Source organism: Bradyrhizobium sp. BWA-3-5 (assembly GCF_032917985.1).
GTDB lineage: Bacteria > Pseudomonadota > Alphaproteobacteria > Rhizobiales > Xanthobacteraceae > Bradyrhizobium.
Genome location: NZ_CP136626.1, coordinates 5,204,526 through 5,224,818, shown reverse-complemented (window position 1 = coordinate 5,224,818; position 20,293 = coordinate 5,204,526). Strand labels below are relative to the sequence as shown.

Genomic DNA, 20,293 nt, shown 5'->3' with positions numbered 1-20,293 from the left:
TATTGACGAGGATCTGGGGCAAATCCGGTGCTGGCGGCGTGGATCGTCATGGTTTCCAGAAGCTCATTGCCGAGATCGGCCTTGGCAACGCCGGTCTTGTGGTGAGTCTCGACGCCTCTCGCTTGGCCCGCAACAATCGGGACTGGCATCAGCTTCTCGAACTTTGCTCGGTGTTCAGCGTGCTGATTGCGGATGGCGAGCGGCTCTAAGACCCGCGCGCCTATCACGACCGCCTGCTGTTGGGCTTGTCCGGCATCATGAGCGAGGCGGAGCTGCATCAGCTTCGGATGCGCCTTCATCAAGGCGAACGCCAGAAGGCGGCGCGAGGTGAACTGCGGCTGCCCCTGTCGGCCGGGCTCGCCTACGATCGCGCGGGCACAATTATTCTCAATCCCGATGAGGAGGTGCAGGCCCGCCTTCGCCTTGTGTTCGCCAAATTCCAGGAACTGCAAAGCGCCCGCCGTGTGATGCGTTACTTGGACAGGAACGGATTGTCCTTGCCGGTTCGACCGCTGCTTGGACCATCTCCACACGAGATCGTATGGCGTGCGCCAGATAGTGCACGCGGTATCCTTCAAAATCCGGCCTATGCTGGGGCGTATGTTTATGGCTGCCGGCAACAGGATCCGAGCCGATGCCGGCCGGGATCGCTGACGGGAACGGTCAAGGTGGCGATCGCGGATTGGGCGGTTTGCCTCCACGCCGCCCACCCGGGCTATATCAGCTGGGAGGAGTTCATGGCCAACCAGGGGCGACTGGCAGGTAACCTATGTCGCTATGAGGCAGGACACGCTGGCGTACCGCGCAAGGGGGCAGCCCTGTTACAAGGACTTGCGATCTGCGGCCGTTGTGGACGGCGCATGAGCATGCGCTACACGGGCCCGAATGCCGACTATCCGGTCTATTGCTGCCGCTCGGATCGGGACCAGCAAGGCAGTGCGCTGTGCCAGGAAGTCCGGGCCTTGGCAGTTGACGCGCTGGTCGAGCAGGTGGTCCTCGACGCCCTGATGCCGGATCAGATTGAGATCGCGCTCGCAGCGGCGGGCCAACTGGAGCAGGAGAGCCGTCAGCTCGAGCGCCAGTGGGCGCTTCGCGTGGAGCGCGCCCGCTACGAAGCCGAGCGCGCCCGGCGTCAGTATGACGCCGTAGAGCCCGAGAACCGTCTTGTGGCGCGCTCACTTGAGCGGGCTTGGGAAGAGAAGCTGCGTGTCGTCGAGGCGGTCGAGCAAGAGCATGAGCATTGGCGTGTGCAAGAGCCGCTTCTGATTGGCCCGGCGGAACGCGCAGGCCTACAAGCGCTCGGAGAGAACCTGCCGCGGATTTGGAACGCGGCCACCACGTCGGCAGCCGATCGCAAGCGCATTCTGCGATTTGTCATCCGCGAAGTCGTTCTTGATCAAAAGCGGACCCGAGGTCAGGTGTGGCTCAAGATCGTCTGGCAGACCGGCGCAACCAGCGAGCATCACGTACAACGGCGCGTTCACACCTACCGCAACTACATCGACATTGACCGGTTGCGGCGACGGATCGTCGAGTTGAATGCTGAACACAAAATGGATGGCGAGATCGCGGCAATACTTAATCAGGAAGGCTTCGTCGCGGCCCGGGGCTGTGCCTTCAAAGGTGAGAACGTCTGGATGTTGCGTACCCGCTGGGGCATTCCCACCGTCAAAATCAACGGCGTGGACAAGAATCCGATGCGCTGGCCCGCGGTAGCTTCTCGATTCAGCGCGCAGCGGCTGAGCTTGGCGTAACCCCGCAAACGGTGTTCGATTATCTCGCGCGCGGATTGCTGGCAGGTCGTCAGTTAACCAAAGGCCAGCCATGGCAGATCGAGCTCTCAGACGAACAAATCAGCCAGCTTCGCAATCAGGTACGACGCACCAAGCGTTCGAAGAAGGAGGCATCATCAAGTCATCGGGTCGCCGATCATGTCATGCCATTGGGCGACGGGCAGCTGGGCGGTGATGAGGGTGGATTTGCGCCTGTGGCGCTCTTCAAAGATTTCGAGGAGATCGAGGCACTGCTGATCGTTGAGGGTATGGGTTCCCCAGTCGTCGAGAATGAGCAACTGAACACGTGCCAGCTTGTCGACAAGGCGCGGGAAGCGACCATCGAGACGGGCCATGGCGAGGTCCTCGAACAGGCGCGGCACACGCAGATAGAGGACGGAATGATCGAGCCTGGCCGCTTGGCGTCCGAAGGCACAGGCCAACCAGGTTTTGCCGGTACCGGTCGAGCACGTGGCATACTACCCAAGAACAGCCGTTTGAAGTTGCCATTCGATATCCGCATCATCCGCTCGCCGGCGAGCGCGTCATCGTTCTGCGGCGAGTCAATCATGGCGATCGCTTGCATTTCGTGATTGAGCAGGCAGATGGCACCCGGATCTTGGTGCCGGCCTGGATGACAGAGACGTGGGCAGCGACGCTGCCGATGGTTGAAGTCCCTCGGCTTTCCTTGGATTCACTGCGCGAACTTCGCAGCCTCGCGGCGGCACTGCGCGTACCCTCGTCACCGTCGTCCGAAACGAGTCGGACGGTTGGAGGCGATGATGGAACAACAGTGGCGGCAACTTCTGGAGCTGACAACCACCGCAATCCGCGATCAACGACTCGATCCAAAGGTTCGCTCGGAAGTCACAGGTCTACTCAAGCTTCTTCTCGACGAGTGCAGCGCTGCTCTCGCAAAGACGCGGGAGGCGAACAATGAATAAGATCACACCCGATCACTTGTCACGAAGCGCCTACGTGTACGTGCGACAATCGACGTCCGATCAGCTCCTCAACAATCCCGAAAGCCGCCGCCGTCAATATGCGCTTGCCACCCGCGCTCGAGCGCTTGGCTGGGAGAATGTGATCGTTATCGATGACGATCTTGGTCGTTCGGGCGGTGGCACGGCGCGCCCCGGCTTTGAGCGCTTGTTGACCGCGATCTGTACCGGTAGCGCTGGGGTTGTGCTCGCCATTGAAGCTTCCCGGCTCGCGCGCAATGGCCGCGATTGGCACACACTTTTGGAGTTCTGTACCCTGGTGAGCAGCCTGATCATTGATGAAGACGGTATCTATGACCCAAAGCTCATGAACGACCGGCTGCTGCTTGGAATGAAAGGAACATTCAGCGAGCTCGAACTGTCGATCTTGCGGCAGCGGTCGCAGGAAGCGCTGCGCCTCAAGGCCGCGCGGGGCGACCTCCATACGTCGGTCGCTATTGGTTATGTGCGCAGCGCCGACGATCGTCTGGAGCTGGACCCGGACAAGCGCGTGCGCGAAGCGCTCCATCTGGCATTCTGCAAGTTTGCAGAGTTCGGCAGCGTCCGCCAAGTTGTGATTTGGCTGTGTGACGAAGGCATCAAGATGCCGATTGTCGTGTACGGCGAGCGAGGCCGCGTGGTGGAATGGCGGCTGCCGCGCTACAATACGATCCATCGGCTGTTGAGCAATCCAGTTTACGCCGGCGCCTATGTGTTTGGCAGAACTGGCTCGCAGGTTCGAATCGAAGTCGGCCGAAAGCTGATCGCGCGGGGGGTGCGCCGGCTCCAGAAAGATTGGGAAGTGCTGATTCGCGATCACCACGAGGGCTATATCTCCTGGCAAGACTACGAGAGCAATCAACGAATTATCAACGGGAACGCCAACATGAAGGGCGAAATGGTGCCGGGATCAGTACGCAATGGCGGCGGCTTGCTGATTGGGCTGCTGCGCTGTGGACATTGCGGACGCAAGCTCCGAGTGCTGCATAACGGGATACGGGGAATCGCGCGGTACGTGTGCAACGATGCCAACGTTAATCATGGTCGACGGACCAAGTGTATTGGCTTCGGAAACATGCGGATCGACGCGGCGGTATCCGCGGAGGTATTGTCGGTGATTGCGCCGCTCGGCCTCGACGCTGCCCTGCAGGCGATCGCGGATCGCGAGCGCGCTGGTACCGAGCGACTGCGGCAGATCGAGTTGGCACTTGAGCAGGCGCGTTATGAAGCAGCGCGGGCGCACCGACAATACAATGCGGTTGATCCGGAAAACCGTCTGGTCGCCGGAGATCTCGAACGACGATGGAATGAACGGCTCGCGGAAGTGGCGCGGCTTGAAGCCGATCTGGCTGTTGCACGTGACAAGCAACCATCCGCATTGACCGACACGGAGCGCGCCGAGATCTTAGCGTTAGGAGCCGATCTGGAACAGCTGTGGAGGCATCCGGGCGCCTCGGCGGTGATCCGGAAAAGAATTTTGCGAGCGGTGCTCGAAGAGATCATCGTGACCTTAGAACCTGGTTATCTCCATCTCAAGCTGCATTGGAAGGGCGGCGACCATACTCTACTCCACGTCGTGAAGAACCGGACCGGGCAGCATCGCTGGAAGACTGATGCCGCGACCGAACAGCTGATTTGCCAACTGGCACGCATGCTGTCCGATGGGAACATCGCATCGGTTCTGAATCGGCTGGGAGTACGGACCGCCAAGGGGAATACCTGGACGCAACAACGGGTGCGGACTTTCCGCAATGATCATGGCGTTGCCGCCTACCGGGAAGGCGAACGGGCAGAGCGCGGCGAAGTTATTTTGCACGAAGCAGCGAGCCGTTTGCAGGTTAGCAAGATGACTGTTGTACGTCTCATCAAGGACGGAGTGCTGCCGGCCAAGCAAGCTTGCCTGGGCGCGCCCTATGTTATTCGGGAGATGGACCTCGATTTGCCGGCGGTGCAATCCGCGATCAAAAGCGGGCGTGCAGTCTCACCCGACCCACGGCAGGGACTCTTGGAATATCAATGAAGTAGTGAGGTATCGGATCATGTCGCCAGCCCGGTTTGACCGGTGAGGATCAGGTTCTCGTGGGCTTTCAGCCAGGCGCCTTGCGCCAGCTGCAGGGTGTTGCGCCGGTCAAGGCCGCGGCGGGACGCGAAGTCGATCCCTTCGATACAGGCATCAACGAAGCGCAGCTTAGCTGCGGCGAGGCGATTGGTCAGGCGCCGGTCGGCGCGTATGGCGGCTTCGCGATCCAGCATCAGGCCGAGCCACTCGTCGCGGCTGAGATCGGCGGCATTGTCCTGCTCGGCCAATTGCCGGTAGGCGGCTGCCATTCCGGCAAGGCCGAGTGCCTGCATCTGGTCGAGGGTCGGATGGGTCAGCATCATGATGGTCCTTTCCCTCATTGATAATAGGCTCCGCCACGAATGTTGGCGTGTGAGGGCGCGGCTTTGACGGGTTCAGCGGCGGGGCTCGCGCGGTCGAGCCCGGATTTGAGGATGGCGCTCACGGAGGAGTAGCTGATCGCATTGATGGCGAGCGCCCTCTCGCATGCTGCTTCCAGCCGACTGCGCTCGTAGCGCCGCGCCAGGGCGATAATCCCCATGGCGGAGCGATAACCCTGCTCGGGATGCGGGCGCTCACGCATCATCCGCTCGACCAGGATGGCGGCGTTGACGCCGATCCGCCCTGCCATCTTGATCAAGCTCGCCGGCGTCATATTGGCGTAACGCTGATGGGCCTTGGGCATGTGCTCGTTCACGGTGACATGCCCACTGCGCTGAGAGCGACGCACATGGGGCGACACGCGCGTGATCCTGGAAGATCTCGACCGCCCGATAGGTGAGCCGGACGTCCACCCGACGGCCAATCAGCCGGTGCGGCACCGAGTAAAAAGTCTTGTCGACTTCGACGTGATAATCGGGATGTACCTTGGCCGTTTTCCACTCGGCGTATTCGAATGGCTCGCTCGGCAGCGGCGCCAGCGCCTCGCGCTCGATCTCCTCGAACAGCTGCCGGCGGGATTTGCCGATATGGCGCATCGGCCGATTGTTCAGCTCCTCCAGCAATCCGCCGATCGCGGTATTGAGATCGGTCAGGGTGAAGAACCGCCGATGGCGCAGCCGTGCCAGAATCCAGCGCTCGACAATCAGCACCGCGCCTTCAACCTTGCCCTTGTCGCGCGGCTTGCGGCTGCGGGTCGGCAAAATCGTCGTGTCTTAGTGCTCGGCCATGGCGGCAAAGGTTTGGTTGAGCGTTGGCTCGAACCACGACGCCTTGACCACCCCGGCCTTCAGATTGTCGCAGACGATCGCCTTGGGAACTCCGCCGAAGTACGACAAGGCCCGGGTCTGGCCTTCAATCCAATCTGGTAGTCGCTGACCGAAGCTCCCCATAGCGAAGGTCAGCGACGAGGCCCCGAGCACCGCAACAAATATCAGCGCCTGACGGATCTCGCCGGTCTGCGGGTCGATCACCTCCACCGTGGGGCCGGCATAGTCGGTCTGCATCACCGCACCCGCCGCGTGGCGGTGGCGGAAGGTCGGATTCGCCCGGCGTTGATAGGCGGCAAACCTCTCGCAGAACCAGGTGGTATGTTCGCGAGCACATACTTCTCGTTATGTTGCGGCCAAATTTATGTTGTGCACGGAGCTATAATTGCGGGGAGCATGAACGCTGTCGGCATTGTTCACGCAACATAATTCGACGTCTGGATAGCGAACCATTTGCCAAATGGAGGCTCGCTATGGATCAGACGATTTATTCCATCCCCGTGACCGTGCCCCACCGTGATGACGCGCCATTCACCGACGAGCGGTACCGGTACCTTCGCCACTGTGCAAAAGCCGGCGCGACCGCAGCTTCTCTCAGGATCAAACGGAACGAGCTGTTGCGGATTGCCGCATATCTCGGTCCAAATGCTTCGGAGGGCATCGATATCGAGGCGCTGCAACGGATCGCGGCCGAGCGTCTGCGCCTGACGGGGGCTGTCACCGCAGCACGAAGAGTGGTCGACATCGGACGACCTTGGCTTCGATTTCTCGGTTGGTGGCGTGAACCGACCGTCGTGTTCCAGTACCAGAGCCAACGCGACCAGTATGTGACATGGATGCGCAATGAGCGCGGATTCACGCCATCGACGGTGGAGCAGTGGAGTCGGATGATCGGGAGGTTCCTACGCTGGTGTGATCAGATAAACCGGCAACTTAGGGACCTTCAGCCTGAGGACGTTGACGCCTATTTCGTCACCCAAGCGACGGGACGATGGTCCCGCGTTTCGGTGGCCAACACAGCCTCGGCCTTGCGGGCATTTCTGAGCTACGTGGCAAAGCGGGGAATGTGTACGGATCTAGCGGTCTCGATTTGCCGGCCTCGGCTCTATCGTCAGGAGTCGCTGCCATATGCCCCAGATTGGTGCGACGTGCAGCGCATGTTGGCCGACGCCGAGACTGACAACCCCCGGGACATCCGTGATCGTGCGATCTTGCTGTTGCTCGCGGTCTACGGGATGCGCAGCGGCGAAGTGGCGGCATTGCGCCTTGATCAGATTGACTGGGCCGGCAGGCCGCTACGGCTTTTCCGCCTGAAGCGCCGCCAGCCGCAGATCTACCCGCTGGCTCCCTCTGCGGCTGAGGCGCTCGCCCGCTACATCGACACGGTGCGGCCGCTATCATCGTGCCCGGAAGTGTTCCTCTGCATGCACGCGCCCCGTCGACCGTTGAAGGCAGGGAGCATCTATGATGTCGCCAACCGCAGATTTGTTGCACTTGGAATCGACGCCGCCCACCGCGGTGGCCATGCGTTGCGCCACGCCTACGCCTCCCGGCTTCTTGCCGAAGGTCTGTCGATAAAGGAGATCGGGGACCATTTGGGACATCGCCGCGCGGCGTCAACCAGCATCTACGCCAAGGTGAACATGCAGGCGCTTCGCGAGGTCGGAGCGTTCGACCTGGGAGGCCTCCAATGATGCTGACCCATGTTGTCGACGCTTATCTGGCCAAGCAGCGGTCACTGGGGGCGCGTTTCGAGTCCGCTGAGGTTCTGCTCCGCAGGTTCTGCCGAGCGATGGGCAATCGAGATGTCGACGAAGTCACCCCAGAGGCGGTAGCCGAGCTCCTCCAAGGCAAAGGATCGCTCAGTGCCACCTGGATGCTGCGATATAGGGTTTTGAGCGGCCTTTATATGCATTAGCTAAAACTTAATCTGACAGCGGTGTCCTGGCTTCCCACGGCGAATCGCAAGCCGAGGCGGGGCGCGGAGCTGGTCGGGGTTGCGCAGCGCCCCGCCTCGGCGATTGGAGGACACCATGACAACCGAACAGAAGATTATCCGCGCCAAGGTTGGATTACTGGAGCTTGCCAGGCAGCTTGGAAATGTCAGTCAAGCCTGCAAGATGATGGGCTATAGCCGCGACAGCTTCTACTGTTTCAAGGAGCTCTACGACAAAGGCGGCGAGCTGGCATTGCAGGAGATCAGCCGCAAGAAGCCGGTGTTGAAGAACCGCGTGCCGCAGGACATCGAAGACGCCATCATTGCGCTCGCGATCGAGCAGCCCGCTTTCGGCCGGGTCCGGATCGCCAGCGAACTGCGAAAGCGCGGGCTCACCGTCTCACCGGCCGGCGTGCGCTGCGTCTGGCTGCGGCACGACCTCGAGACCATGAACAAACGGCTCAAGGCGCTGGAAGCCAAGAGCGCCCAGGAAGGCCTGGTGCTGACCGAGGCGCAGGTGGTGGCGCTGGAAAAGGCCAAGACCGAAAAGGAAGCCCATGGCGAGTTCGAGAGCGAGCATCCGGGCTATTGCGGCGCTCAGGATACGTTCTATGTCGGCAATCTGAAGGGTGTTGGCCGCGTCTACCAGCAGACCTTCATCGATACCTACGCCAAGGTCGCTTGCGCCAAGCTTTACGATCGCAAGACCCCAATCACGGCGGCTGATCTGCTCAATGATCGGGTGGTGCCGTTGTTCGAGGAGCGCGATGTCAAGCTTCTACGCATATTGACGGACCGCGGCAGCGAGTACTGTGGCAGCCCGGAGCGACACGAATACGAGCTTTACCTTGCAGTCGAGGACATCGATCATTCGCGCACCAAAACCAGTCGCGTTCCGGAACAAGGTGTATCGTTCGATCGACGAGTTGCAGACCGATCTCGATCTGTGGGTCCGCGAGTACAATGAGCAGCGGCCACCTCAGGGTCGGTGGTGTTTTGGCAAAACGCCAATGCAAACCTTCCTGGATGCCATGCCTATCGCAAAGGAGAAAATGATCGCCGCCTGATCACGTCGGACAACAAAACCGACCGCTCAACCAGGCAACGGCTGTCAGATCGAGTTGCGGCTAATACACTTTATAGATTCGCCATCAGTCGCGGGTACGCGGCATCCTCGCCACTGCCGACAATGTTGCCAAAGCTGCCGCCGCAGCAAACGCCTTATGTTTATTCCACGGAAGAGCTCCGCCGCCTGTTGGACGCGACCTCGATCCTGAAGGTTGGGCATTGCCCTCACGTGCCAGCTATGTACCGTACGCTCCTCTTGTTGCTGTACGGAAGCGGCATGCGCATTGGCGAGGCGCTTCGTTTGGTCTTGCAAGACGTGGATCTGACTGATCAGGTCATCACCGTCCGTGACACGAAGTTCTTCAAAACGCGCCTCGTGCCAATCGGACCAAAGCTCAACCAGGAACTGGTCGAGTACGTCGAGCGCCGTCGCCGGCTTCCTCTGCCGCGCGGGCAAGAATCTCCATTAATTCACTACGCGCGGCAGTCGGCGGTGGCACTATGTGCGGGTCATCTCCTGGTTTCAGCATGTCCGCCGAGCAGCCGGAATCAGTTGCCCTGTCGGCGAGCCTCGACCTCCACGGCTGCACGATATTCGCCACACAGCCGCGGTGCACCGGGTGATCGCATGGTATCGCTCCGGCCAGGAAGTGCAGCGACTGCTTCCGCAACTCGCAACCTACCTTGGCCACATCGATATCCGTTCAACCCAGCGCTATTTGCAGATGACGCCGGATCTCCTCCAGGCGGCCAGCGAGCGCTTTGCTCTGTACGCGATGGAGGCCGACCATGAAGGATAAGAGCCTGCTCGGTCCGTGGATCCGGCGGTTCTTGCTGGAACATCTGGTCGCCGAGCGCAATCTCTCCCACAACACCCAAGCCAGCTACCGCGACACGCTGACATTGTTGCTGCCGTTTGCTAGCAAGCAGGGAGGCTGCGCCATCGATCGCATGACCGTGGAAGAGCTGACGCCGGAAGTCGTCCGCAAGTTTCTGGACCACCTGGAGCGCGATCGCCAATGCAGCGAGGTTACCCGCAACCAACGGCTGGCGACCATCCATTCACTGGCGCGCTTTATCGGCACGCATTCGCCGGTCCACCTGGCCTGGTGTTCCGAGATACAGGCAGTGCCGTTCAAGAAGACGGCCAAGACCGCGATCGGATACCTCGAAAAGGCCGAGATGGACGCGTTGCTAAACCAACCTGACAGACGCACGAGTCTTGGGGTGCGCGACTATGTTCTGCTGCTTTTCGTATACAACAGCGGTGCTCGCGCCGATGAGGCCGCAAGATTGACGATCGGCAATCTCCAACTGGGTGCGTCCCCGTCAGTGCGACTTCACGGCAAGGGAAACAAGGTTAGAATCTGTCCATTGTGGTCAACGACGGCAACCTCGTTGACTCGTCTTGTGGCCGACCGGAACAAAAGTGAAGCGGTCTTTCTCGGCAGGACGAACCAGCCTTTGACGCGCTTCGGAATACACCGTCTCGTGACCCAATATGCCGCTATGGCGGGCGAAACGGTGCCGACGTTGGCGACGAAGCGCGTGAGCCCACATACGGTTCGGCACACAACGGCCGTGCACCTGCTGCGCGCCGGCGTCGACATCAACACGATCCGTGCTTGGCTCGGCCACGTGTCATTAGACACCACGCACATCTATGCTGAAGTCGACCTGGAGATGAAAGCAGAAGCGTTAGCCAGGGTCGATATCAGCAGCCTGAGACGGCCGCCTCGGCAACCCGCTCTCCCGTCGTTGATGGCATTCCTGAAGGCCCTGTAGGCCGTAAGGTCACACTCTTATGTTGCGGAGCGAGCCAAGGAAATTGGCGAAATCCTTGGCTCACTCCAGCAGCGGCAACATAAATCCGGCCGCAACATAACACGTGTAACCATAGCCGTCCGGATGCGCCGCCCGGTATTCCTGCCACAGCAGCGTCAGCGTCACGCCCTTGCGCTTGAGTTCCTGCGTCACCCGTGGCCACTCAGGTTCGCTCAAGTCCTAAGGCGGGCGCCCGACTCGCCGGAACAAAGCCCGCTGTAACGCTGCCTCGCTCTCGTAAATCGCCGGCAGCGGCCAGCTTAAACCCGCTTCACGCGCCCGCAGCAGGTAGGTGGCAACCGAGGTCTTTCTGATCTGCAGCCGTTCCGAGATCGCCTCGAACCGACAGGCCTTGCTCGTACGTCAGCCTCAGGATCGATCGTAAGTCCTTCACAGTGGCTCGTTTCGCTTGCTTCCGTATCGGCTCGCCCCTCTCAAACTCATCTTGAGAGAGAACATTGCCTGAACGGCGCTCCCGAAAAACCAGCTCCACAACTGTCCGCGATTTAGCGGAATCCCTGTCCCGGAATTACTGAAATCACTGTCCGCGAATTACCGAAATCGGTGTCCGGGAATTGCCGAAACACGCAGTCCTGCCAATTGCTCAGCTTAACGGCTTCAGCATCGGCTTAATATATAAGTCGGTAGCCTCGGCAATCCTGCTGACAGTGACCGCAAACAAGACCGCCTCTGCCACGTCTTCAGCCTACAAAAAAACGTTCCGGCTCACAATCGCGCATGCTTCGTGCAGTCTCGCCTGTCTCGGTGTAGCGGTTGAGCCGGGAAAATTTTCGTCACTCGCACTCCGTCCTCAATGACCTCTTCCGGCAAACTGGTGGCAGTGAAAGAAATGCGTTATGCGCAACGGCACAGATCACTCGGCCATCAGTCACGCGCGCGTTATAGGGGAATTGATAAAAACGATGCTCCTGGGCAGCTCGAAAACCTAGTATGCTGAACGACACATTAGAGCCGATCTGCTCGTCAAAGTGCGTGATGGGAGAGCTCTCAAGTCGGCCCGGTTTGATGATTCCCGAGGAATGTCGATCGGGTCGTCGCTGATCGCAATTTGTCGACCAGACTATCGACCTGACGATCGCTCGTCAGGTCGCAAGAATGTGCTGTCGCCTCAAACTCTCGTGCCAACTCCTCGAGAACATCACATTACGACCAAGACGAGCAACCCTACTTTGCCAACAGAGCCGCGGTTGCTCGCCCGACCCCAAAGCTTGCTCCCGTGACAACGGCAGTCAGGTTCTAGTGAGCCTAAACATCTTATTTTTTGATCTGGAGGCAGAAGACGAGATTCTTGACGCCAGCAGTGGCTGCCCCTTTCGCATCAAGATCGTGTCATTCGGATTGCTTCCACGCGCAAGAACGTCAGAACGATATTCGAGCTGTCGAAGAGCGTTCAACTGCTGTCGATCTCAAGACCGCAAACTGATAACAATCATAAAGCCTCAGCAATTAGCGAAAGAGCCGTGAGGCTTGCTGTTCTGACTCAAAATTTATCCGCTCGGCTTCAATAACATGAGGCATGTTTCTCACATGCGTTTGTATTGATCCAACATATTCTCCAATTAGGCCCAAGAAAAGCATTTGAATGCCGCAAAAAAAGGAAATGGCAACGAGGATTGGGGCGAGGCCTAGTTCGAACGAGTTCTGGAATAGAAGTTTGGTCCCAAAATAGCCGAGAGAGATAGCCAAACTGACGATGGATACCAGAAAGCCCAACATAGGTATCAGACGAAGCGGCACTTTGGAATGCTTGGTCACACCCAACATCGCCAGATCGTAGAGCGAATAGAAGTTCTGACTACTAAGTCCTCGATTGCGCCGAGGTTGATGGAATGGAATGGTGGCAATCTTATAGCCGACTTCGCAGACGAGCCCGCGAAAAAAGGGATAGGGCTCGTCGAGCTTGCGCAGTTGATCAACGATAAAGCGATCGTAGAGACCCGCGCCCGTCGCGTTCTGTATCAAAGAAACATCAGAAATACGCGAGATCAACCGATAATAGAGGCGGCGCAGGTGGAACATGACCGACGATTCGTCACTCGTCGGCTTGACGGCCATGATGGTCTTGTAACCCTCTTCCCACTTGGCGATGAACTCGAGAATCATTTCCGGTGGATCCTGCAGATCAGCAGCGATCAGCACCACGGCGTCGCCGCTCGCCTGCAACACGGCGTGAAACGATGAGCGGATATAGCCGAAGTTTCGGGTATTCACGATGACCTTAACCCGGACATCTTTCGCTGCAATGCCGCGCAACAGTTCCAAGGTTCGGTCGATGGATGCGTTGTCGACGAGGATATGTTCGTAGTCATAGCCGGTGTGGGCCATTACGGTTGCGATGCGGCTGCATAGTTCAACGACATTGTCCTGTTCGTTAAACACAGGCGTGACAATACTGATGGTCTTAGTCATGTGCGTTTGCGCTCCCACGCGACGAACTTCGAGACAAAGAGGAGGACCAAGGGTTGCACCATGGCGGTTCAAGGGTGACCGGCAGATCGTGTGCCTCGGCAATCTCCCGCAACTAAGCAGGATCGTATCCACTCAGAAATGCTACGCGAAAAATTGACTAGGGGTATCCCGCAGCCCGCACCTCCAAAAGGGGATGGGCCACGATAGCGCCGGTGGCGAGGATCGCAACATCGTGTCCGCTTGCAAAGGAAGGAAGCGGTCGGGTTCAGGGTAAAGCCGCTGGATCGCGGATCGAAGCCTCGCCGGACTGATGCACGGGTAGCCGAGGCTTCGAGGGAAAGCCATAAAGTGTATAGCACGCAACATGGCGATATCCTCGGTAGCATGATGGGAAACGCCGAGCAGACCATCAGCGTAGCCGGCGCCTACAGCCAACGCCTTCACGCGGGCTTCGGGATAGACATCATGGCGGAGTTGCTCCATGGCCCGCAGGGTGGAGAAGTTCCTAATGGAGTAGGTGAACACGTTATAGCTTGCCCGTGCCAAGCAGGCAGCAACATGCGTCATATTCTGCTCAACTCCAGCGTTGCTGGCGCGGGCCTTGGCGGGGACCGCCGGGGGTCACATGGCTGCCGCGCTGAAAAAAGAGTGATGGAGGGCCTAGGACACAAGTTCGGCACAGGCCTTGCTGTGGCTATAGGGTCACCTCCGCTGAGCCGATCGTTTTCACGAAAGCGCGAGATCCATTCACCGTTCTCGCAGCACTTGTCGGAGGAGATGTTGGGCACGGCGCGGACCGAGTTCACCTGCCGAACGGGCTGCAACAAGTGCATCGTTCCCATGACATTGGTGCGATTGGTCACAACTGGATTGCCAGAGGAATAGCGCATCAATGATTGTGCTGCCATGTGGATAACGATGTCGGCCGCAGCGCTACGAAGCTCGCTGACCAAAGGATCGTAGTTGGTCATGTCGTTCAGCTCCATCCCGGCCCGACGCGGGGTGATTTCAAAAAGGCTTGGTGTTGGTGGTGGCCGGACCAGCGCGTAGCCGGTCACCTGGGCACCGAGATGTTGCAGCCAAAGCACGAGCCACGAGCGCTTGAAGCCCGTGTGCCACGTGAGAAAGACCCGCTTGCCTGACCAGAAGCCGCTCATTTGTCCCAGACCTTCCACGGAGCGTTGCCATCAACCCAGAGCGCTTCGAGGAATTTCTTGTCGCGCAGAGTATCCATGGGCTGCCAGAAGCCGTGGTGCTGGTACGCCGAAAGCTGTTGCTGCTCAGCCAGGGCCGCGAGGGGCTCGTGCTCCCAAACTGTGGAATCATCCATCAGCAGGTTGATTACTTTTGGCGAGAGCACGAAGAAGCCACCATTGACCATCCCCCCATCACCTGGGGGTTTTTCTTTGAAAGTGGCGATACGGTGATCATCAGCGCGAATTTCGAGGGCGCCGAAACGGCCAGGCGGATAGGTAGCAGTTAGTGTAGCGAGCGTACCCTGACGACGGTGGAAGGCGATCAATGCGGCTATGTTTATGTCTCCCACACCATCGCCATAGGTGAAACAGAAGGCGTCCTCATCGGTCAGGTACTTAGCAACTCGCTTGAGCCGACCACCTGTCATGGTCTTCTCGCCGGTATCGACTAACGTCACCTTCCAAGGTTCGGCGCGGTGCTGGTGAACCTCCATGCGGTTATTCGTCATGTCGAAGGTGACATCCGACACGTGCAGGAAGTAGTTGGCGATGTACTCCTTGATCAGATAGCCCTTGTAGCCGCAGCAGATGACGAAATCGTTGATGCCGTGGTGAGAGTAGATTTTGAGGATGTGCCACAGAATCGGCTTACCGCCGATCTCGACCATGGGCTTGGGCCGAAGGTGGGTTTCCTCGGAGATTCGGGTTCCATGGCCACCTGCGAGGATCACAGCTTTCACCGTTGGCTCCATTTCTGGTTATGCGCCCGTTGTCGCCTGGCTTCATGGCAGGATTGCTCCGCCAGCGCGGCGGAACGCACGGGCTTCAACAAAAACTGCCTGTGAGAATTCGGAGAGTAGTCTTCAACGACAGGGGTTTCGAACGTAGCAGCGGCGATGTAGTCCGGCTGTCCGGCTCCAAAGGAGGCGATGACACCGCCTTGGTCAAGATGACGCGGACCATCCGGCGCGATCAGCACCCACGCTTTGGCCAGATCAACGCAGTTCTCAAGTCCGAGCGCTTCAACCGCAACTGCGTTACTGCCGGGATATCCCCCGATCATGTATGGTAGACCGAGCGCTCGCGTCTCGAGCACATACAGCAAGGTCGGTGAGTCGGAGAGATCGATCACCGGGGTACCTACTTGAAGGCCGGCCGCACGAGCCTTGGCTCTGGCCGCGGCTAGATAGCCGTGGAGGGGTTGCGAGAGCACCAATTTTCCACCACCCGGGAGGGACGTAACAGCGGTATAAGCGCGCAGGCCTTTCACCTGACGGTGGGGCTTCAGCATGCCAGCATTGACCACTGATGCAGTGAGCAACTGTGCCAACACGGTCAGGGGCAGTAGAGTCCCGACGCTGCGTCCCTGTTGCGCAAGAGGGCTCAGGAAGGCAACGACCGCGAGCATCCAGAACAAGGCGGCAAGCGAACTGTTCCACCAGTAAGTGGCCACGGAGCCCAGTGTAAGCAGGTGGGGCAGGGCCAAAAAGGCTAGCGCTAGAGCGATGCTCGTGGGAGCCCGGGTGCGCAGAACCACTCCCTCACGATAAAACATCGCGCCAAGGCATGTGAGGGCTGGCACCAGGAACAGAGCCGAGGGCTCGATACCGATCGGATCGATCCCCAGCAGCGCGATCGCTATTGTTACGATCAACACCGCAGCGAGAGCAAGCGACGTGAGCAACTTGCACGTAGACCCCATGCAGAGCAGGGGGACTGTCGCCACTAACACAGCGATGACGAGTTGCGAGCGACTGGTGGCGATCCACTCGATCCGAAAAATGCGAGACACCTCGTGCCCGGCACCCAGCAGGATTTCTATCTCAGCGCTGTTGACCATACGGGTCACCAGCCCGGTGATGCCATCGCCGATCAAGTAGGCGGTAACGATAAGTAGAGCGAGCGCGACCAGCGCCGCGCCAAACATGGGGAGCAGCGACTTTCGGCGCAAAACGACGACATAGAGCATAACGACGAGGGCAATCGCCGGAGCGCTGGTCGGTCTGGCCATGAAGCAGCACCAGCCGCCAACGCCGACCAGAATCGCCCCCAAGACGCGGCGCATGCGTCCTTGCCGGTCGACTAGCAGCAAGCCGATCATCACCGCCATGGCCGACTGAATGTTCAGTATGTAGTAGTTGGGCGTGAGCAGCAGCCAGGTGAAGGCGACTAATGCCAGGCAGGCGATCCCTGCCGATTGCACCACCGCATGCGGCCAGCCCACCGTCCAGAGGCGCCGGATGACAAGGAAGCTGAGAATCCAGCCCAGCGCCATGGTGAGCATGACGTTCGCCATGCGAAGCACTGCTATGTCGCCACCCGCCCACTGATATGGCCAGTGATAGACGAAGCCAAAAAGGGTCGGCGGAATGTTGATTGCGTAGGCGAATGGGTTCGTGATGAAGTTGAGCCAGAAGCCTTCGTCTCGGAGATCGAGGCCGTAACTGCTGTAGTACAGTAGCCAAACGAAAAGGATTGCTGTGGTTACGGCGGACAGAGCCAGCGAAATCCGATCCAACAAAACTGGCAACGTCCTTGCGTTGGCAAAGTGGTTTTGTCTTGGCATAGGTGCCTTCCAGGCTCGAGGAGCTTCTAACTGACCTGAGCCCTGCAATCTCCTCCAAGAACTGGTAGCGACGCTGGTCGGAAGGGGCCGCAACCCTGACGCAGCGCCGAATGAACGCGGCGTGGACCTCCGCAGCGCTCTTTACTCTGGCCTGACAATGAGAGACAACGGAGGGGCCCGATGCCAATCGACTATCCCGCGCTAGCAATCTCAAGACCGAAGCCAGGGTGCGATCTCAAATGACTCGATGGGCTACCGGTTTCAGTCACGATGGACATTAACCGGCGCACGACAGTGTTCCTGCGAAGGCGACTGCAGGCGACGGCGTCAAGAAGGTTGTCTTTGTGTCGAGCTCAGCGTCTATTAGGATTGCCGACCAACGACCGCGATAGGGAAGGCCGATCCCCCCAATCCAATCACGGCTTGTGCAAAATAAAATACTGACGCCGAGCAAAAGCTCTCGGCGATCGATGCGGGGATGGTCGTGACCTGTCTTCGCTTCGGAACGGCTTGCGGAATGTCGGATCGGCTTCGACTTGACTGGGTCCTCAAAGATTTCGTTGCGTGCGTCCTGAGCCGACGGTCGCAGATAGCAGTGTTGAGTTTGCTTCGGTGGGTCAGTAGTCGAGAGGGGTCTTTATCATGAACTTTTGTCGGCTCGGAAACGCGGATGCGATGATCGAGCTGAACGTCCGAACAGACGATCGTGGAAGCTTCATAAGGACGCGGTGCGCCAAGGCCTTTTCGGAGCAGAGGATCGACTTCATTCCCGTTCAGGGAAACAGCTCTGTGACAAGAATCCGAGCGGCCATTCGTGGGATGCACTTCCAACGAGCTCCAAAAGCCGACGCAAAACTCGGCAGGTGCACAGCTGGCGGCATCTATGACGTCATCGTGGACTTGCAGCAGACGTCCCCCAGCTACAGCAACCGTCTTCGCGAATGAATTGGGGCCATCGACCGCGACAATGCTTGACATTCCTGCGGGATTGCGCACGAATTCCAAATGCTGGCGGATCACACGGTTGTCAGAATATCTGATGGGTATAGTATACGGCGAGAGCCTGTCGGATGTTTTCGGTACGATGATTCCATGTTTGCTATTAGATGGCTCGAGCCGGTGACGATATTATCGCCAAGGATGAGGCCGGGCCGTTGTCGCAGACCGTGGGCTCTGATGATCCGGCAAGGTGCCAATGAAGCTCGACGTGAAAGAAACTGAGAGAAATCCCGCGATAGATCTGTATGATCTGGTCACCGAACTGTTTCCGATCAACCGTAGTCTGACTGGCTCAGGAGTTCGAAAGACGCTCGGCATAGTCGAGCGCCACATTGGTCTTAAGATCAATGAAGTCAAAACGGGGACTACCGTTTTGGACTGGCATGTTCCGATGGAATGGAACATTCGCGGCGGATCGATCACCACAGTGGACGGAAGATGTTTGGTCGACTTCGCCAGCAGCAATCTTCACGTTCTGGGGTATAGCAAGCCGGTGCGGGGAGTGTTCACGCGTGCCGAACTAGAACGGCACATCCACACATTGCCTGATCAGCCGGACCTTATTCCGTACAGGACTGGCTATTACGCCGACGATTGGGGCTTCTGCTTGCCTCATAAGCTTTGGCAGAGCATGAACGATGAGGTCTATCACGTCGAAATCGACAGCGATATCTCAGCTGGTTCACTGACTTTTGGTGAGTTTTTCGTTCCAGGCGAAGCGCCGGACGAGGTTTTGCTTAGCTGCCATGTTTGTCATCCCAGCCTCGCAAATGACAATCTTTCGGGAATAGCGCTCATGACTGCTCTGGCCCTGCGGCAGGCGCGGCAAAAACGGCGGCTAGGATATCGCTTTCTCTTTCTTCCGGCGACGATCGGGGCCATCACCTGGCTCGCCCGCAACGAACCGGTATTGGCTAATATCAAACATGGGCTCGTGCTGACGTGTTTGGGTGATAGCGGGCAATTTCACTACAAGCAGAGCCGCAAGGGGGCCCCGATCGATCAGGCCGTAGCACATGTCCTGAGGCATTCTCACTTCAGCCACGAAATAATGCCGTTTAATCCCTACGGATATGACGAGCGGCAGTTTTGTTCGCCAGGTTTCAATTTGCCGGTAGGCTGCCTTATGCGCAGCGTACATGGTGCTTTCCCCGAATACCATACGTCGGCAGACAATCTGGATTTCGTGAAGCGTGGGGCCCTCAATCAATCTTACTCGGTAATAGAGACGCTCCTGGACTTGCTCGATGGGAACTGCACATATCAGCGCGTCGACGGCCGGGGCGAACCTCAGCTTGGAAGACGCGGTCTCTACAGAGCAATCGCGGGACAGCGCGAGGCGGGGGGCGCCACGCAGATGGACCTATTGTGGTTTCTCAATCTGGCTGATGGTGACCACAGCCTGTTGGAAATGGCACTCCGCGCCGATGTTCCCTTTGCTGGGCTTGAGTCCGCGGCGCGGATCGCATTGGACGCAGGGCTTGTCTACGCGCGTCCCGAATGATCGAGGCGGGTCGAATGATGCACCATCACGCCGCAAATTTATCTTGCAAGTGATCAGCTCGATGACGTTGGCGAAGTTAAGTGTCCAAGCCGAAAAGGTGGCGCCCACCTCGAGTTTTTCACCTGGATAAAAGCTCGAACTCTAGCCTACGAAGTCCCCTACCGTTTACACAAGATCGCTCTCAGCTACATATTCCCTCAGCCATTCATCTTAGGAGGCGCGAGACTGGAGATTGGGGTTCCTGTCTCTGCCTTTTTAACACGCTGGGCGATTGCCTTTCGTCGTGTTGAGTGCGACGGATTGATGTCTCAACGCGCTCCGCCAAAGCATCCCTAGTTGTCCCCCTACCGCCCAGCGGTGCGCTCAAGGAGTTTCGAAGGCACATCGATGTGACGTTCGGCTGAAACGAGCCATACCCGCACAACGGCGGTGGAAATTGTGATAAGAAAAATTCCGTGTTCGACCGCCAAATATGAATCGTCCCTCGCAAGCGTCTTTCGCAATATCGGCGAAATTACCGGGTCGCACGATCGCCCGCCGGATCGGGCGAGAGATCCGCACTCGAACCCGGAGTGACAATGCGCAATGACAGTTCGCGCCGTTGGGACGATCTTCTCACGCTCGATACCGGCGGCAAGCGACTTGTCTGCTCATCGAGTTGATAGGTCGATGTAGCGTGCTTTCAAGTGGACAGCGCAGATGTGAGGGGTCATAGAAATTGAGGTTTAGAAATCGACATGATACGTTTTCA

At 58.5% G+C, this 20,293-nt stretch carries 14 protein-coding genes and 6 pseudogenes; 12 read left to right on the top strand and 8 right to left on the bottom strand.

Annotated features, from left to right (window positions below):
• Positions 1–38 precede the first annotated feature (38 nt).
• The 3 genes and pseudogenes from RX331_RS25135 (at position 39) to RX331_RS25125 (ending at position 1,754) form a co-directional block, all read left to right on the top strand.
• The gene (locus RX331_RS25135; protein WP_317258242.1) at positions 39–209 is read left to right on the top strand and encodes a recombinase family protein; all 171 of its coding nucleotides are present in this window, start codon (positions 39–41) and stop codon (positions 207–209) included.
• 48 nt (positions 210–257) lie between these two features.
• Positions 258–707 (top strand): annotated as a pseudogene (locus tag RX331_RS25130) (recombinase family protein); the annotation flags it as partial.
• 153 nt (positions 708–860) lie between these two features.
• A complete protein-coding gene (locus RX331_RS25125; protein WP_317258241.1) occupies positions 861–1,754 on the top strand; it encodes a hypothetical protein in 894 nt (297 codons plus the stop codon).
• Between the two features lie 164 nt (positions 1,755–1,918).
• Here RX331_RS25125 and RX331_RS25120 read toward each other — a convergent pair.
• Positions 1,919–2,236: pseudogene (locus RX331_RS25120) on the bottom strand (ATP-binding protein); the annotation flags it as partial.
• 472 nt (positions 2,237–2,708) lie between these two features.
• Here RX331_RS25120 and RX331_RS25115 point away from each other — a divergent pair.
• On the top strand, positions 2,709–4,772 hold the full coding sequence (locus RX331_RS25115; protein ID WP_317252512.1) for a recombinase family protein: 2,064 nt from the start codon (positions 2,709–2,711) through the stop codon (positions 4,770–4,772).
• A 17-nt stretch (positions 4,773–4,789) separates the two neighbouring features.
• Here RX331_RS25115 and RX331_RS25110 read toward each other — a convergent pair whose 3' ends face one another.
• Both RX331_RS25110 and istA read right to left on the bottom strand, forming a co-directional pair.
• On the bottom strand, positions 4,790–5,152 hold the full coding sequence (locus RX331_RS25110; RefSeq protein WP_317252511.1) for an ATP-binding protein: 363 nt from the start codon (positions 5,150–5,152) through the stop codon (positions 4,790–4,792).
• A pseudogene (gene istA, locus RX331_RS25105) lies at positions 5,149–6,337 on the bottom strand (IS21 family transposase); the annotation flags it as partial. The gene RX331_RS25110 and the pseudogene istA, both read right to left, overlap by 4 nt.
• Before the next feature lie 155 nt (positions 6,338–6,492).
• Here istA and RX331_RS25100 point away from each other — a divergent pair.
• The 6 genes and pseudogenes from RX331_RS25100 to RX331_RS25080 all read left to right on the top strand — a co-directional run bounded on the left by RX331_RS25100 (position 6,493) and on the right by RX331_RS25080 (position 10,808).
• Positions 6,493–7,713, top strand: coding sequence for a tyrosine-type recombinase/integrase (locus RX331_RS25100; RefSeq protein ID WP_317252510.1), 1,221 nt, complete (start codon positions 6,493–6,495; stop codon positions 7,711–7,713).
• Positions 7,710–7,937 (top strand): hypothetical protein, encoded by a 228-nt coding sequence (locus RX331_RS25095; RefSeq protein WP_317252509.1) that lies wholly within the window; start codon positions 7,710–7,712, stop codon positions 7,935–7,937. The genes RX331_RS25100 and RX331_RS25095 overlap by 4 nt, the downstream gene beginning before the upstream one ends.
• A 115-nt stretch (positions 7,938–8,052) precedes the next feature.
• Positions 8,053–9,022, top strand: a pseudogene (locus RX331_RS25090) (helix-turn-helix domain-containing protein).
• Between the two features lie 122 nt (positions 9,023–9,144).
• Positions 9,145–9,393, top strand: a pseudogene (locus RX331_RS39000) (tyrosine-type recombinase/integrase); the annotation flags it as partial.
• Between the two features lie 133 nt (positions 9,394–9,526).
• Positions 9,527–9,823 carry a hypothetical protein gene (locus RX331_RS25085; protein WP_317252454.1) on the top strand — a complete coding sequence of 99 codons (297 nt, stop codon included), beginning with the start codon at positions 9,527–9,529 and terminating at the stop codon, positions 9,821–9,823.
• Positions 9,813–10,808 (top strand): tyrosine-type recombinase/integrase, encoded by a 996-nt coding sequence (locus RX331_RS25080; RefSeq protein WP_317252455.1) that lies wholly within the window; start codon positions 9,813–9,815, stop codon positions 10,806–10,808. Before RX331_RS25085 ends, RX331_RS25080 begins: the two co-directional genes overlap by 11 nt.
• A gap of 81 nt (positions 10,809–10,889) precedes the next feature.
• Here the strand turns inward: RX331_RS25080 and RX331_RS25075 are convergent.
• The 5 genes and pseudogenes from RX331_RS25075 to RX331_RS25055 all read right to left on the bottom strand — a co-directional run.
• Positions 10,890–11,268: pseudogene (locus RX331_RS25075) on the bottom strand (sigma factor-like helix-turn-helix DNA-binding protein); the annotation flags it as partial.
• 1,046 nt (positions 11,269–12,314) lie between these two features.
• Positions 12,315–13,277 carry a glycosyltransferase family 2 protein gene (locus RX331_RS25070; protein ID WP_317252508.1) on the bottom strand — a complete coding sequence of 321 codons (963 nt, stop codon included), beginning with the start codon at positions 13,275–13,277 and terminating at the stop codon, positions 12,315–12,317.
• 563 nt (positions 13,278–13,840) lie between these two features.
• Positions 13,841–14,434 (bottom strand): GDP-mannose 4,6-dehydratase, encoded by a 594-nt coding sequence (locus tag RX331_RS25065; RefSeq protein ID WP_317252507.1) that lies wholly within the window; start codon positions 14,432–14,434, stop codon positions 13,841–13,843.
• Positions 14,431–15,213 (bottom strand): glucose-1-phosphate cytidylyltransferase, encoded by a 783-nt coding sequence (rfbF, locus tag RX331_RS25060; RefSeq protein WP_317252506.1) that lies wholly within the window; start codon positions 15,211–15,213, stop codon positions 14,431–14,433. Before rfbF ends, RX331_RS25065 begins: the two co-directional genes overlap by 4 nt.
• A complete protein-coding gene (locus RX331_RS25055; RefSeq protein ID WP_317252505.1) occupies positions 15,210–17,039 on the bottom strand; it encodes a hypothetical protein in 1,830 nt (609 codons plus the stop codon). The genes rfbF and RX331_RS25055 overlap by 4 nt, the downstream gene beginning before the upstream one ends.
• 642 nt (positions 17,040–17,681) lie before the next feature.
• Between RX331_RS25055 and RX331_RS25050 the strand changes: the two genes are divergently transcribed.
• Both RX331_RS25050 and RX331_RS25045 read left to right on the top strand, forming a co-directional pair.
• Positions 17,682–17,984, top strand: coding sequence for a dTDP-4-dehydrorhamnose 3,5-epimerase family protein (locus RX331_RS25050; RefSeq protein WP_317252504.1), 303 nt, complete (start codon positions 17,682–17,684; stop codon positions 17,982–17,984).
• A gap of 250 nt (positions 17,985–18,234) precedes the next feature.
• Positions 18,235–19,542, top strand: a complete 1,308-nt coding sequence (locus tag RX331_RS25045; RefSeq protein WP_317252503.1) for a DUF4910 domain-containing protein — start codon at positions 18,235–18,237, stop codon at positions 19,540–19,542.
• Positions 19,543–20,293 lie beyond the last annotated feature (751 nt).